The organism is Gluconacetobacter entanii (genome assembly GCF_003206495.1).
In the GTDB taxonomy this organism is placed as follows: Bacteria; Pseudomonadota; Alphaproteobacteria; order Acetobacterales; family Acetobacteraceae; genus Novacetimonas; species Novacetimonas entanii.
This window is the reverse complement of the sequence record NZ_NKUF01000056.1, coordinates 1-14,353: the sequence shown is the minus strand read 5'-3', so window position 1 is coordinate 14,353 and position 14,353 is coordinate 1. Positions and strand designations below refer to the sequence as shown.

The window sequence follows — 14,353 nt, the reverse complement described above, 5'->3', positions numbered from 1 at the left end:
GCCGGCGGACGCGTTTGCGCCCCACTTCATGTCCCAGGCGGCGCAGATGCCATGTCATCTGCCGCGAGCCATAATACGGCCTTTCCAGGAACTGGGCGTCGATCAGCCGCATCAACTCCAGATTGGCCTCACTCTGTGGCACAGACCGATAGTAGACGCCCGACCGGTTGAGTCGCAGCAGTGTGCATTGCCGGATTATCGGCAGACGCGCTCGCTTCGGGTCAATCATCTGCCGCCTCTGATCACGCCCAACCGAGCAGAGGCATCGCGTAAAAAATCCCGTTCCACGAGAAGCTCGCCTATCTTCGCGTGCAGTTTCTCCACATCAGCAGGGCTGACCGGGGGCTCAGACGTCGCTTTCCCGGAAAAGGTGGCCGCCATCCCCTCGATCGCCTGCCGTTTCCACTGGGCGATCATCGTCTGATGCACCCCATGTTTCGAAGCCAGTTCCGCCAGCGTCAGTTCCCCACGGATCGCTTCCAGGGCAACCCGTGATTTGAACTCCGCCGCATACCTCTTGCGCGTAACCTTGCCCATAAAACCCGTTCTCTCTCAGGTCGGATTATAGCTTATTGCCCTGTCCGAAAAATGGGGACCACCTCTGCTGGATACGGATAGACGATCAAACGTTATGCTGGCAGGATGGAAAATGTATCCTGTTTGACGACACATACCCTCATGAAGTCCAGAACAATACATCGGATCATCGGGTAGTGTTGCTTATCCAGTTTGAACGGCCCACATACGGAGTTGGCCGTCTGGTTCAGGGTATGTTTCTCAAGGTCGTTCGTCGTTCGGCATTCGTGCAGGAAGCCAAAAACAATCTTGCACACTGGCATGCCCTCCATCATGAGATGGCCCGGACAGAACGCCAAACCAGCGGACTGACTGTTTGATCCAGTCATGGTAACAACGGGAAGGCGCAGAATGATAAAGTGTAAAAAGTGCGGTGCTGATTTTTCATGTCAGCCTGAAGGTGCGTGCTGGTGCATGGAAAAGCCCCGTGGCCTGCCGGTTCCGACGGATGATCAGGCAGGGTGCCTCTGTCCTGTTTGTCTGGATGCCCTGACGAACCAAGGCCCTGAGACCGAAAGAAGATCATCTGGCAATAGCCAGTAACCCTTCAATATCCAGACTGCTTTCCATGGTGGAAGCAACGGTTTCAAGGGCGCGTTCCACCCGCGCTGTGTAATCCAGTCCATCGGAGCGTGCGCCCCATCTGTCCAGCCATGCCGCGCGTTGGCCAGTCATGTCAAACAGACGGTGCACATAGCAGCCTGCAATACGACCGTCCGGGCTTATTGCTCCGTCCAACCGTCCGTCGTCGCATCTGATTAGGGGCATGACCCGGTGATGTGATCGAACTGTTTCCCCACAATGAATTTCGTAGCCACTGAATCGCGCGCTATCGGAAAGCGTCATGCCTGAAGTCTGGTTGATCTGCTTGTCACGGGTCAGAACGGTATCAACCTCCAGAAGTCCAAGTCCTGGTATCGTGGTCGGGTTCCCTTCTATTCCGTCGGGATCATTTATGGTCTGTCCCAGCATCTGATAGCCACCGCAGAGACCGAATACATATCCACCCCGCCTGACGTGTCCCGCCAGATCAATATCCCATCCCTGCCGCCTGAAAAATTGCAGGTCTGCTATTGTCGCCTTGCTACCAGGAAGGAACACGACATGCGCGGACGCGGGAAGGGGCTGCCCGGGCCGGATCCGTGTGATCTTTACATGCGTTTCACCTTCCAGCGCATCAAGATCATCGAAATTGGCAATGCGGGGCATAAGTGGGACGGCTATCTCGATCCGTGAGGCCGCGGAACAGTCAACATCTTCAGGAATACTGTCTTCAGAAGGCAGTTCACGTATACTGTCTATCCAAGGAAGAACGCCAAGCCCCTTCCAGCCGGTAAACTTTTCTATGAAGTCATACCCAGATTGGAAAATGCTGGCGTCTCCCCGGAGGCGATTAACGATGAATCCCTTGATCAACTCACGGTCATCTGGATCAAGAACAGCATGGGTACCGGCGAGTGACGCGATAACGCCGCCCCGGTCTATATCGCCGATCATGACGACCGGAACATTCGCGGCTCTGGCAAAGCCCATATTGGCGATGTCGCCCTGACGTAGATTGATTTCCGCCGGGCTGCCCGCGCCCTCGACAATCACGAGATCGGATTGGCTACATAATGTCCTGAAGGCGGTCAGAACCTCGGGCAGGAATGCGGCCCGGCCACCGATAAAACTCGAAGCGTGCAGGTGTCCTTTTGCGCGTCCACGGACGATAACCTGCGCTGTATGATCACTTTCCGGTTTCAGAAGGACCGGATTCATAAGGGTGGAAGGGGCAATACGGCAGGCCTGCGCCTGAAGTGCCTGCGCCCGACCGATTTCACCTCCATCTACCGTCACGGCGGCATTGTTCGACATATTCTGGGGCTTGAAAGGCCGGACCGTCAGGCCACGGTTAGCGAAAACCCGGCATAAACCTGCCGTCAAAACGGACTTTCCGACATCGGATCCCGTGCCCTGCAACATGATCGCTGTCATGGAATCAGCCGAAGTCCGTAGCGCTCTTGATCGTGTCGGCAGGCACAAATCGCTCCATGCCTTCGTGACCCCAGGCTGCCATGCGAAGCAGTTCGATATGCATGCGCGCGCGACCACGTCTTGTAGCGGGTATTTTCAGATTTTCCGGTGTTCCATGTTGACGAACATGGGCCTGGAATGTGCCTGAAACCTGCAGGTCTTCCTCCATGCCGAATTCCTCAAGCAACGGCAGAAAGGATAGATCGGCAAGCCGGTCATAATCATGGGAATCATCATCGGACGGTCGGAACGGTGCCGCCGGATGAAGTGTCAGGAAAGGCTGCCAGCCTTCCGGAATGGGATCGATGGCGGAGCAGGGTCGTTTCAACCTCACCAGTTTTGGCAGCAGGTGGGTATGGGCGCCGAGCGGAGAGTCTCCATCAGGTGCGGGAACGGGTTGGTAGACCTCCAGTCTGCCAGCAGGTGAAAGCATGACCCTGTGGGGCTGGACTTCCATCAGAAGCGCAAATGCTGCTGTGACGACGGCCAATGGGTCATCCGTGTCAACAGCAAGGGCTTCGACCAGGCGGGCATTTTCTGTCCTTACGCACATCCGGACCCGGCCCACGCCAATTCCAAGATCAATCAGCCACGCATCACGATCCTCTGGTCGGACAGCGTCCGCATCCTTTCCCAGAACCTTCAGGGTATGCTTCGCGGTCAGTTGTAACGGGCCGCATAACGCCATGCTATGCCGCCAGCGTCTGCCTTTTCCGACGAGAGAGTCCCACGCAAGGGCATGCAAGGGTTCGCTGGGACTAATGCGTATGGCACCGCGTTGGGTGACGATCTCCAACCCGTCAGGACATGGGGTGAGGCAGACCCTATCATCCGGAACATGATGGAATTCGCCGATCGCACCAAATGTTCCAATGCTCCAGCCGTTACGGAGATCCAGCGCCAGTGAAGTCAGCATGGAGGGCGTGATACGTTTCATCGGAAATATCCTGTGATTCATCAATCAGGCTGAAAATAACAGCAATCCTGACAGGATACTGAAAGATTGAATGCGGGTTGACAAGAACACCCCATCCGATCAGAATCGTTCCGACGGTGTCCCCTTTCGGGGGGATGAAAAGGGAACAGAGTGCGGATTGCGATCCAATGCTCCGGCTGCCCCCGCAACTGTAAACGGTCTGTCCTTGCATTACCGGATGTCATGATCCGGGCCACTGGAAACCGCGGTTTTCCGGGAAGGTTGTGCAGGACGCTACGCCGTGAGCCAGGAGACCTGCCGTCATGATGGTTGCGACCGGGAACTGTCGGGCGGGGTGTCCTGACGGTGTGGTGTTACAGGATTCCGTGCAGATCGGAAATCCTGTGGCAGCGCGCTCTCGTGGCAACGATGATGTGACCGCGAGACCTGAACCAGATGATCCTATTCCGTAATCTGCTGATTGCTTCCACCACGTTGATGACCATGGGGGTTGTAGTGGCGCGTGCCGATGATTCAGTCAGACAGCACGCGCCGCAAAAACAGTCCGCCAACCAGTACGTCATCGAGAATAAAAAATCGAAAGCCGTTGTTTCGTTGGGGGATACGGGTCTTCCCGAACTGATCAGCGTCAGTGCCGCCCGTCGGCCGACCTCCACCGATGATATCGGCACCAGCATGACCATCATCACGGAAAAGCAGATCCAGACCCAGCAGCGGCGCAGCCTGACGGATATTCTGGCACGCCAACCGGGCCTGAACGTGGTCCAGACAGGCGGCCCAGGGGGCACGTCATCCATTTTCATGCGTGGTAATAATTCCAACGAGGTCAAGGTCCGCCTGGATGGCATGGACATCAATGACGGAAGTTCCACCAATGGCATGTTCGATGCCGGTCAGTTTGTAACCGACGGCATGGGCCGGATCGAGATACTGCGTGGGCCTCAGAGCGGCCTGTACGGCGCCGACGCCATGGCGGGGGTTATCGACATTACCACGGCACAGGGGCAGGGCCGTTTCAAGCCGTTTGTCCGTATCGAAGGCGGTGGGTATGGTACCTTCAATCAGACCTTTGGCGCACGCGGCAGCAAGGGACGTTTTCATTATAATGTAGAATTCTCCCATTACCGGATGGACGGGTTCAACAATATCCCTTCCTATATCGAGCGTTATTATGGGGCCAACCGGCAGCAGCGGCATGAAGGCAACCGGAATGACAACCGTGGCGTCAATATCAGGCTGGGTTATGACGTCACCCATAATTTCGATCTTGGCCTGACCGCACGGCTGATACAGAGCAATTATCATTCCTACTCTCTGTATGACCTGCAAAGTGAAAATCTGTATGGTGATAAGGGTGTGCGGGAACAGAACAACCAGAACGAGGCCATCGTGCGCGGGACGGCCCATCTGGTTTCCTTTCACGGGCTTTTTGATCAGGTGCTTGGCCTTGGCTACATGACCAACCGCAACCGCTGGACGGAGACGGGCACGAGTTACGGCAGCCCGGTCAATCCAGACCCGGATTATTACCGTTCCAGCCGACTTAAGGTGGACTGGCACGGCACGTTCAATTTCAAGCAGTATGGCCAGCTTCTGATCGGTGCCGAACATTTCCATGATACGTTCAATACCAGCCATACGGCCTCAAGCATGTGGGACAGCGGATACGATACATCCGCCAGCATGGATACGACCGCAGGTTACGGGCAGTATCAGGGGAACTGGAACCATATTCTGTATGGTGCGGCCAATATTCGCTATGATGCCAATTCGCGCTACGGCAACCACGTGACATGGCGCGTGGCCCCGGCAATCCATGTGCCGGGCACCGGAACCATCATCAAGGCCAGCGCCGGTTCCGGTTTTCATGGTCCTTCGCTGTATCAGTTATTCGCAAATCAGGTGGGTGTGGGTTATTCGGAAAAGGGCAATCCCAACCTGAAGGCGGAACAGTTGATCGGCTATGACGCGGGTGTTGAGCAGAAACTGCTGCATGACCGTCTGAATTTCGGCGCAACCTGGTATGACAACCGGGTCAGGAACCTGATCCAGTCCTCGCTTTCGATTGATTCATCATATGACTACAACTACTCATACGCCAATGTGGCGAAGGCGCGGATGTATGGTGTGGAAGCCTTCCTGAACTGGAAGGCGCTGAGCAATCTGGAATTTAACCTGAGCTATACCTGGACCCACGCCCGGGATGAGACGAACGACGTCCAGTTGCAACGCCGTCCCCAGCACAAGTTCAATTTCAATACGACATGGACCCCCATTCGCGACCTGACCTTTTCGGGCAATATCCTGTATACTAGTGGCTGGCGTGATCTGCCGGTTATTGGCAGCGAGTCCTGCAGCACATGCGCCAAGGGGCATGGTTATTTCACCATCGACGTGGCTGCCAATTACAAAATCAACCGCTACGTTTCCGTCTATGCCCGCGCCGACAACCTGCTGAACCGCCAGTTCGAGGACCCCATCGGCTATCTGCAGCCTGGTCGCGCCGGTTATGGCGGCTTCATGCTGAATTATTGACATGAAAAGCGTGGTCGCAGGGATGATGGCGGGTTTCCTTGCCTGTGTCCCGTTGGCACCGGCATGGGCTCTCCCGCGCGTGGCTTCGCTTAATCTCTGCACCGACCAGTTGTTGCTGCTGCTGGCCGAACCGGGCCAGATCGTCGGTATTACGCCGCTCGCCCGGGATTGCTGGAGCGCGGTGCTGTGCGAACAGGCACGACAGGCTCCCGTATTGCGACCCACGGCGGAAAGCATCGTGGCATCCCATCCCGATGTCGTGCTGGGTGGCATCTATACCGCGGCCGTCGCGATGCAGGCGGGGCGGGAAGGGGGCGCACAGGTTGTAGCCCTGCCACCCGCCAAATCCCTGACGGATATTCCGGTCCAGATCATGACGGTCGCCAACGCCATCGGCGTTCCTGAGCGTGGGCAGCAACTGGCTATGGCCTTTGCCACGCGCCTGGCCTCCCTTTCAGTCGAGCGCAGTGCCACCGATCCTACGGCGGCCGTCTATGCTGCCAACGGCTTTGTCACCCATAAGGGCTCGCTTCCGGATGATGTCCTTGCCCATGCCGGCTTTCGTAATTACGCAACGATCATGGGGCACCAGTCATCTTCCCGTTTTTCCATGGAACTGCTGATTGCACGGCCACCCGATCTCCTGATCCTTGACCGTTCGGGGAAGGGAACGTCCCTTGCACAGTCCATGCTGGATCACCCGGCGTTGAAGCAGGCCTTTGCCGGGCCGCATCATCTGGATCTGCCCGCACGGCTTTGGTTGTGTGGCCTGCCACAGACACTGGATAGTGTCGTCATGCTGCGTAACGCACGGCACAACCTTGAAATGTCCGCCCCATGAAACCTGCCCATCAAACCATGCTGCTGAACGTCATGCTTCTGGCTGGTGTCATGGGGCTGTTTGTTACCTCGCTCATGTGGGGAGAAACCCGCATCATGTTTTCACATGCACTGGAGGACCTGCTGGCCGGGCGGCATACCGCAGGCGCGATCATTGTGGAGCGCCTGCGCCTGCCGCGTACCCTGCTGGCCATCCTGGTGGGCGGGACGCTTGGCCTGTCGGGGGCGGTTCTGCAGGGCTATCTACGCAATCCGCTGGCCGATCCCGGCATCCTGGGGGTATCAGGTGGAGCGGCACTTGGGGCGGTCAGCGTGTTCTATACCGGCCTCATGCAGGTGTCCATCGCGGCCCTGCCGCTGGGTGGGCTGACGGGGGCGCTGTGTGCGGCGGCCGTGCTGATGGGACTGGTGGGACGTGGTGGCACGCTGGTGTTGCTGTTGGCGGGGGCTGCACTCAGCAGTTTTGCCGCAGCCCTGACAGCACTGGTGCTGAACCTTGTGCCCAGCCCCTATGCGTCATTCGAGATCATGCACTGGCTCATGGGGTCGTTGACGGACCGGACCTTTACCCATGTCTGGATCTGCTTGCCGGGTGTGGTGTGTGGCACGCTGCTCATGCTGTCCGCGGGGCGTGCGCTGGATGCGCTGACATTGGGGGAGGATGTGGCCGCAAGCCTTGGCTTCCAGCTGCATGGCCCGCGCGGCGTCCAGACGCGTATCGTGCTGGGCGCGGCGCTGGCCGTGGGCTCATGCGTGGCGGTTTCAGGAGCGATCGGCTTTGTGGGACTGGTGGTGCCGCATCTGTTGCGGCCGCTTGTGGGATTCCAGCCGTCGCGGTTGCTCTTGCCGTCATTTCTGGGGGGAAGTCTGCTGCTGCTGCTGGCGGATATGGTGGTACGTCTGGTGGCGGTCGGGCCTGAACTGCAACTGGGCGTGCTGACCGCGCTTGTCGGGGCTCCAATCTTCTTCGCCCGCGTCATTATGCTGAAAAGAACCGTGTCATGATCCTGCTCCAGGCACGCGACGTGTCGCTCCGGCGCGGGGATCGGGCTGTTGTTTCGGCCGCGTCACTGACTCTTGCGAAGGGGCGGGTCATTGGCCTGGTCGGGCCGAACGGCGCAGGCAAAAGCACCTTCATGCGTCTGCTGACGGGGCTGGAGACTCCCGACTGTGGGGATGTCCGGCTTCTTGATCGCGACATGAGCCAGATCCCACCCGCGCTGCGTGCCCGACAGCTTGCTTTCATTCCGCAGGATGGGGGGACGCCGCCACCCATGCCGGTGCGTGCGCTGGTCGCGCTCGGACGCCTGCCGCATGGGCAGGCGGGCGATCATGCCGTCCGTCACCCGGCGGTGGGCCACGCCCTTGATGTCACCGGCTTGCAGGACCTGTGCACCCGTCCGGCCAGCCACCTGTCAGGCGGGGAGCGGGCTCGCATGAATCTGGCGCGTGCGCTGGCGACCGATACGCCGGTCATACTGGCGGACGAGCCGATCGCTGCACTCGACCCGGCGCATGCCCTATCCATGATGCAGCTTTTCCGCCAGCAGGCAGGGCAGGGAAAGGGGATCGTCGTCGTGCTGCATGATCTGGTTCTGGCGACCCGTTTCTGCGATGAACTGGTGCTGATGGATGATGGCGCCGTCATCCGCCATGGCCCGGCCCTGCAGGTGCTGGATGATGATATCATGCGCGTCGTGTACGGCGTAACGGTCCGACGGGTCGAGGACGCGGTCCTTCCGTGGTCCCTGTGCCGCTAACGTGTGCGGCCCGCTGGGACATCCTGCCCATGACACCTTGCGTCCGGCCGCCCGGTTCGGGCACAATGTTGTCTTATCAAGTCGATGGTCCCACGCGAGTGGGTTAATAGGGAACGCCGTCACGCTCCGGCCGGGTCATGAACCCGGGAGCCAAGTCGGAGGCTGCTCCCGCAACTGTAGGCGGTATGCCGCCGGTTCATTTCACCCGGACGGGGTGAGTCACTGTTTCCGAAAAGGAAATGGGAAGGCAGAACCGGCTGGCCATGATCCGTAAGCCAGGAGACCTGCCATCGTCATATATCAAGCCGTCGGACGGGATGTGCCGAAGGCGGGAGAAGCTTAATGCCGGTATGGCAGAAAGCCGCGTGCCATGATGGCACGGCCGAAGGCGTGCCTGCGCGCCAGTATTCCATAGATCACTTCCCGAATACCGCCAGACTGCTTACGGCGACACTTGGTTTTCCCGATGCTGATGAGATGCGTGGGGTGCGATGCCAGCACGCGGCAGGCATTTCCCATATCGCTACGGCCAATAGCCCATGGCGGGACAGAGTCGTGCAGACTGCCCGCATGTTTGGCGTGGGCACCGACAATACAGTCACAGCCTGTGATCCGATGCACGGCAATTACAGAAAGCCCATCCTCAGACCGGGGCAGGCGTTCCATCTTGCGCGCAACTGGCCCCGCGACGCATTTCTTGCAGCGGAACAACTGGGTATCAGCACCCGGCCTGTTCTGCTGGGGCCGGTCAGTTTCCTTGCGTTATGCGGCATGACAAAGGGAGACAGTGTCGGCCAGGGACTGATGCGCCTGCTACCCGCCTATATTGAATGCTTCGAACAACTGAACAACGCGGGATGCTTCTGGATCCAGATTGATGAGCCAATCCTTGCCCATCCTGGCCTGCCCGCAGCCACGCTGACCCATATGGACGTTGCTTGGCATGTCCTCAGTGAAGCATCAAGGGCCACGTCACTTGTTCTGGTCGGGGGCGGCGGGGGCTTCGGGCGACATCTTCCTTTTGTGCTGCAGCTACCTTTTGGCGGCCTGCATGTGGACGTTGTGCATGGCTATCGCGATTTCCCGTATGTCCTGCAGCATTTCCCGGCGTATCGCTGGCTCTCGCTGGGGCTGGTCGATAGCTGCAGCGCGGCGCCTACCCACATCGGCATGGCGCACGGCATCGTGGAACAGACGCTGCGTTCGCATCGGCCGGATCGTCTCATGATCGCGCCATCGGGTGCGTTAAGTGACAGCAATGCCCTGACCGATCCGGACATTACGAACGTCCTGCCGCAAAAAATGTCCGAAATCGTGGCCGTGGCCAGCCGACGCACGATAGCACGTCGCAGCGCATCCATCCGCGACTTTTGCGAAAATGATATCCGTTTTGTCCCATGCGCTGATAACAGCGTGAGACATTGAAAATATCATGACAGGAAATACATCGGAAGCAGCCATCCCGGATGGGGCTGCTTCGCCACATCCGGATATCCGTCGTGTCCGCAGCAATCCGGATTTCTGGTATCCGGTTGCATGGTCGCGTGAACTTCGTCGGGGCAGGACAATTGGCGTACGGTACGCGGGGCAACCCATCGTGGTGGTCAGGCCCGAGGCCGGGGCCATCTTTGCGCTGGATGATGTTTGCCCCCACCTGCAGTTACCACTAAGCAAGGGAGAAGTGTGTGGAGATTTCATTCGCTGTGCATACCATGGACTGAAATACAGTCGGCGTGGCCAGTGTTTTTCCCCCGGCATGAAGCTGGAAAATGAACCGCCACGACTGCGGACATGGGCATGCCGGGAGAAGGATGGCCTCATCTTTGTGTTCATGGGGGATCTGGAAAAATCCGATAGCATTGCGCTGCCGGACTTTCCGCGTGTCCGTGACCCCCATTACCGTACCCGCCGGTTTGGAAAAGTCGTGCAATGTCACTACAGCTTCATGCATGAAAACCTGATGGACATGAACCACCAGATCCTGCACAGCCGACTGGTCGGAGGCATGAAACCACGGTTTCTAGGCATGGATCGGGGAGAGGATTTTGTGGAGGCCCGCTATACCTTTGCCCGCACGTCTGGCAGGCAGCCGCTGAGCGAGGCTCTGATTTACGGGCAGCGTCGCAAGGATGGCCGGGATTTTGCCTATCGGGATGTCATGACCATCCGCACGCAGTATCCCTATCAGACATTGCGGATCGAGACGGAGGGGATTGATGAACCGGTCATGGAACTGTGGATTGCATATGTGCCACAGGACCGGGAAGAATTGATCAACCGGGTATTTGGCCTGCTCTCCATACGCAGGTTGAAAATACCATTTTTACTGGATCTGGCGTGGCCGCTGCTGATCGCCTTTACGGAGCGTGTTTTCACAGAAGATCGCGAAATTGTTGAACTGGAGCAGCAGGCCTGGCGGGAGCAGGACGGCGACCGGAATCAGGAGGTCTTTCCAGTTATCATGGCGCTGCGCCAACTGCTTATCCAGAATGGTATGCCGTCCCAGAAAGACGTAGGATAATAAACTGATAGATGCCCATGCCCCGTCTCAAGGCGCATGGGCATCTTCTCCTGACCAGGCACCACGCAGATCAGGTGCTCATTTTGCAGTTCGGGCCGATATGACCGCTATAAGGAAGCCATGTCTGTGTCTGTCCGAACATCGGAATCCCGAGATAGCCCCGTAACTTGAGTTGTCCGGACTGGTTAACCCACATGCGCGCTTGATACACATGATTGGTATTGGGGTCGAGAATGGACCCGTTCCACCGGTCTGGTTGATCCGGATCCGGCACGAAGTCCCGCAGCATGGGCAACCCACATTCCGAACGGCCCGTCTGGTCGCGTGGGATGTCATCACTATAGTTCAGGCCAACCAGCTTTCCACACAGATGGTCGCCACACCGTGTGATCTCGAAAACACCCTTGTGATTTCTGGTGACCCATTGCCCCAGAACGGCGGGCGGAACTGTTGTCGCTGGAGGAACTTGTGCGTGAACAGCAGCCCCTCCAATCATGATACTGAGTATTAGCGAGACACAGGTTGCTTTTTGCGCAATATTCATGATGTGTCTTTCGTCGCTTCGTACATGACTAAAATTATGGGACATCGGCGGATCTATCGGGGAATTCGGATCGAAAAGCGCATGATTGATGCCCCGAGATGCGCGCCATGGGAATGAGCGGCGAGGGTGCTATCTACGCCATGGACGTTTTCCATGATAGCCTTGTCGCGCCTGCTGCCCATTGCTGCACCGGCTTGAAGGGCCCAGTAAGGGTCTTCAGCAACATGCGGGCGTCCCGTGCCGGTTGTCAGAAACGCGCCGGTCCCGCGATGCTGCATCACGATGTTTCCGCCAGAAACAGGAAACATGGGGGGCATTGATCGGCCGCATTGGTCTTCCCATGACGCATGGGAAATCTCCTGCCTTCGGTGCATCCCGCCCGACGACGTGGTTTGCAGACGATGGCAGGTCTCCTGGCTCACGGATCATGGCCAGCCAGTTCATGCCTTCCCATTCCCCAAGGGAAACAGTGGCTCACCCGCAGGTGAACGAACTGGTGGCATACCGCATACAGTTGCGGGAGCAGCCGCTGACTGGCTCCCGGAACAGAATTGTCCAGCCAGAGCGTTACAGCGTTCCCTTTTAACCCGCTCGCGCGGGGCCATCATCAATCAATGGTCTCATTCCATTATGCGCGAAGTGAGAGGAACGCCCAATTCCTCGAAACGCGATGCCGGCCTGCATGGAACGAAGAGCTTGTTGATGCCAATCAAACTTGTCGCTCCGATCCAATAAGTGTAGGTCACTCAGTGTCTTCATCTTCGAAACACGCGGGCGGGGATACGCGCCCGCGCGTTAGCCACTATGTTGTCAATCAGGCGTTCGGGCTTGATGCGCTATACAAGTGCATGGCGGCGTCACGCGCGCCAATTGTCCATTGCGCGGAAATATAGGCCTGAAGCAAGGCCATGAGCGCCTCGACCCCGTGCGTGTCCGATAAATCGCGGGCTGTATCCACATAGGCGAGAGCTTCTAATAGCAGGGGCGAAAACAGTTCCTCAAGATAGTCGCCCCGCGCCTTCGGCGCAGCGGGTAATCGGCCAGCGGAAGGTACCAGACGTAGGAATGTTTCAAATCCATCCGCACGAATGCGGTCTTCCGGATTGGGGGCAGGGAGTTCAGTCTTGGCTATTGCCTGAATTACATCTTCCCGCAGAGGTGCGGATTCCATAAGGCGGGATACCGAGACAGAACGCTGACGTCGCCGCTGTTGTATGAGAATAAAATCAGGCGAAGGGACGGGAGAGGCCATTTTTCGTTTCACCGGGAATCGGAGCGGATTAACTGGAAAGATCTGCATCGGACAGGCCTTCCTGCGTCAGGAGGCGAGCATCCTCGTCACGCCATGCCGCGATTATGTCTGGGTTCTGACTGAGCCATCCAATTCTCTCGGCACAATATACAGGAACTCTGAATTTCTGACCGCGCTGATTGTTCAGGATTGTTCCTGTCTGGTGCAGGCGCCCGTCTCGTGTCCAGAAAAGACGCTCCTGGTTGGTGATCCCCAGAATCCGTCGAACCTGTCGCGGCGTAAACGGACGAAAAGACAGCGCGGTGATCTGTTTTTCCACCGAGCTGGCAATAGCCTCCAGAGCATCTGTCCTTTCACGCATGATGGCGGCTATAAAGCGGGCGAAAAGCTGCTTTACCTCTGGCAGACGCAGGCGAAGGGACGAGGATTGATCCAGACAGGCCGCAATAAGCATCCGAATTGCAACAACCGGCTCTGGCTCCGTAATGGTCGCCATTAGGCGCGACGCAATGGAAGGGGGTACCATGCTCATATCTGTGTTCATGGATATTTCTTTTTATCAGAATAAAACGTAGGTACCTGTGTCCTGGGGGTAAGCTCCCGGCGACTGACGCCTTGCTGAATACTTCTGGTCTTGTTCAGCTATGAAGCATGAGCGATTTAAGAGATAGGGACGCGGTACTACCTGCGAGTGTCGCAGGTAGTACCGCAGAGAGGCTCCAAAGGAGCGGTAGAGAGACAGGCGAGCGGGACAGGCTGGCGGACGCCTCGCGGATCGAGATCGTTTCGGATCGCCGCCGCTGGCACGCCCCTGAATTTCGCGCGCGAGTGGTCATCGCGTCCTACGAGAGCCGACGCCCAATAAGGGATGTGGCTGCACAGTATGGGATCCATCCAAGTCTGGTGTTTCGCTGGCGGCGAGAGGCTCGGGCCAAAGCGCAGGCCAAAGGCGGGACATCGTTCATACCTGTCATGGTGGCCCCGGTCCCCGAGCCGCCGCAATTGGAGCGTCGGAGAGAACAGGGAACGCTGTCCGGCCAAGCCGTCAGCCTGGTCTTTCCGGACGGTGTGCGGCTGGAGTTCGACACAGGGCTGTCCGCTGATCGTCTGCGTGAGATTGTGGGCGCACTACGATCATGATCCCGCTTCCTTCCACGCTGAGGATATGGCTGGCGGCTGGCGTGACCGATATGCGCCTGGGGATGCCCGGGCTGGCGTTGAAAGTCCAGGAAGCACTGGGTCGTGACCCTTTCGCGGGTGACGTCTATGCCTTCAGATTCCATGAGGAGTGGATAGCGAGCCGCGCCGTGTCAGAGTGTGCTTGCTGAAACTCTCTGGAGGGCAGAACCATGCTCGAGGCATCTGATCATCC

Annotated in this window: 14 protein-coding genes, 1 pseudogene and 3 riboswitches; of the genes and pseudogenes, 9 read left to right on the top strand and 6 right to left on the bottom strand. The window is 58.0% G+C overall.

Features of this window, described 5'->3' with window-relative positions:
* A pseudogene (locus CFR72_RS14850) lies at positions 1–537 on the bottom strand (IS3-like element ISGxy1 family transposase); the annotation flags it as partial.
* Positions 538–572: 35 nt separating this feature from the next.
* Here CFR72_RS14850 and CFR72_RS14845 point away from each other — a divergent pair.
* Positions 573–896, top strand: coding sequence for an aspartyl/asparaginyl beta-hydroxylase domain-containing protein (locus CFR72_RS14845; protein WP_231850455.1), 324 nt, complete (start codon positions 573–575; stop codon positions 894–896).
* A 202-nt stretch (positions 897–1,098) separates the two neighbouring features.
* On the opposite strand, the gene CFR72_RS14835 is transcribed toward CFR72_RS14845, so the two are convergent.
* Together CFR72_RS14835 and CFR72_RS18165 are read right to left on the bottom strand one after the other, a co-directional pair.
* On the bottom strand, positions 1,099–2,553 hold the full coding sequence (locus CFR72_RS14835; RefSeq protein ID WP_014106887.1) for a cobyric acid synthase: 1,455 nt from the start codon (positions 2,551–2,553) through the stop codon (positions 1,099–1,101).
* A gap of 4 nt (positions 2,554–2,557) precedes the next feature.
* Positions 2,558–3,529 (bottom strand): DUF6925 family protein, encoded by a 972-nt coding sequence (locus CFR72_RS18165; RefSeq protein WP_244182318.1) that lies wholly within the window; start codon positions 3,527–3,529, stop codon positions 2,558–2,560.
* 97 nt (positions 3,530–3,626) lie between these two features.
* Positions 3,627–3,845: riboswitch (cobalamin riboswitch) on the top strand.
* Positions 3,846–3,964: 119 nt separating this feature from the next.
* Between CFR72_RS18165 and CFR72_RS14815 the strand changes: the two genes are divergently transcribed.
* From CFR72_RS14815 to CFR72_RS14790, 6 genes are all read left to right on the top strand, one after another.
* The gene (locus tag CFR72_RS14815) at positions 3,965–6,064 is read left to right on the top strand and encodes a TonB-dependent receptor plug domain-containing protein (RefSeq protein ID WP_010516556.1); all 2,100 of its coding nucleotides are present in this window, start codon (positions 3,965–3,967) and stop codon (positions 6,062–6,064) included.
* 1 nt (position 6,065) lies between these two features.
* Complete coding sequence (locus CFR72_RS14810; RefSeq protein WP_014106885.1) at positions 6,066–6,905, top strand: ABC transporter substrate-binding protein; 840 nt, start codon at positions 6,066–6,068, stop codon at positions 6,903–6,905.
* A 17-nt stretch (positions 6,906–6,922) separates the two neighbouring features.
* A complete protein-coding gene (locus tag CFR72_RS14805; protein WP_407927274.1) occupies positions 6,923–7,909 on the top strand; it encodes a FecCD family ABC transporter permease in 987 nt (328 codons plus the stop codon).
* Complete coding sequence (locus tag CFR72_RS14800; RefSeq protein WP_014106883.1) at positions 7,906–8,664, top strand: ABC transporter ATP-binding protein; 759 nt, start codon at positions 7,906–7,908, stop codon at positions 8,662–8,664. The genes CFR72_RS14805 and CFR72_RS14800 overlap by 4 nt, the downstream gene beginning before the upstream one ends.
* Before the next feature lie 68 nt (positions 8,665–8,732).
* Positions 8,733–8,970, top strand: a riboswitch (cobalamin riboswitch).
* 36 nt (positions 8,971–9,006) lie between these two features.
* Complete coding sequence (locus tag CFR72_RS14795) at positions 9,007–10,089, top strand: uroporphyrinogen decarboxylase/cobalamine-independent methonine synthase family protein (protein ID WP_014106882.1); 1,083 nt, start codon at positions 9,007–9,009, stop codon at positions 10,087–10,089.
* A gap of 7 nt (positions 10,090–10,096) precedes the next feature.
* Positions 10,097–11,185: a Rieske 2Fe-2S domain-containing protein gene (locus CFR72_RS14790; protein WP_110914634.1), complete on the top strand. Its 1,089-nt coding sequence runs from the start codon at positions 10,097–10,099 to the stop codon at positions 11,183–11,185.
* Positions 11,186–11,255: 70 nt separating this feature from the next.
* On the opposite strand, the gene CFR72_RS14785 is transcribed toward CFR72_RS14790, so the two are convergent.
* The 3 genes from CFR72_RS14785 to CFR72_RS14770 form a co-directional block, all read right to left on the bottom strand.
* Positions 11,256–11,729, bottom strand: a complete 474-nt coding sequence (locus CFR72_RS14785) for a DUF2147 domain-containing protein (protein ID WP_023524204.1) — start codon at positions 11,727–11,729, stop codon at positions 11,256–11,258.
* A 386-nt stretch (positions 11,730–12,115) separates the two neighbouring features.
* Positions 12,116–12,350: riboswitch (cobalamin riboswitch) on the bottom strand.
* 193 nt (positions 12,351–12,543) lie between these two features.
* A complete protein-coding gene (locus CFR72_RS14775; protein WP_014106877.1) occupies positions 12,544–13,029 on the bottom strand; it encodes a hypothetical protein in 486 nt (161 codons plus the stop codon).
* Complete coding sequence (locus tag CFR72_RS14770) at positions 13,010–13,513, bottom strand: hypothetical protein (protein WP_023524206.1); 504 nt, start codon at positions 13,511–13,513, stop codon at positions 13,010–13,012. Before CFR72_RS14770 ends, CFR72_RS14775 begins: the two co-directional genes overlap by 20 nt.
* Positions 13,514–13,632: 119 nt before the next feature.
* Between CFR72_RS14770 and tnpA the strand changes: the two genes are divergently transcribed.
* Together tnpA and tnpB are read left to right on the top strand one after the other, a co-directional pair.
* Positions 13,633–14,121 carry an IS66-like element accessory protein TnpA gene (gene tnpA / locus CFR72_RS14765; RefSeq protein ID WP_208630070.1) on the top strand — a complete coding sequence of 163 codons (489 nt, stop codon included), beginning with the start codon at positions 13,633–13,635 and terminating at the stop codon, positions 14,119–14,121.
* The gene (gene tnpB, locus CFR72_RS18465) at positions 14,118–14,309 is read left to right on the top strand and encodes an IS66 family insertion sequence element accessory protein TnpB (protein WP_083824534.1); all 192 of its coding nucleotides are present in this window, start codon (positions 14,118–14,120) and stop codon (positions 14,307–14,309) included. The genes tnpA and tnpB overlap by 4 nt, the downstream gene beginning before the upstream one ends.
* The last annotated feature ends 44 nt before the right edge of the window (positions 14,310–14,353 follow it).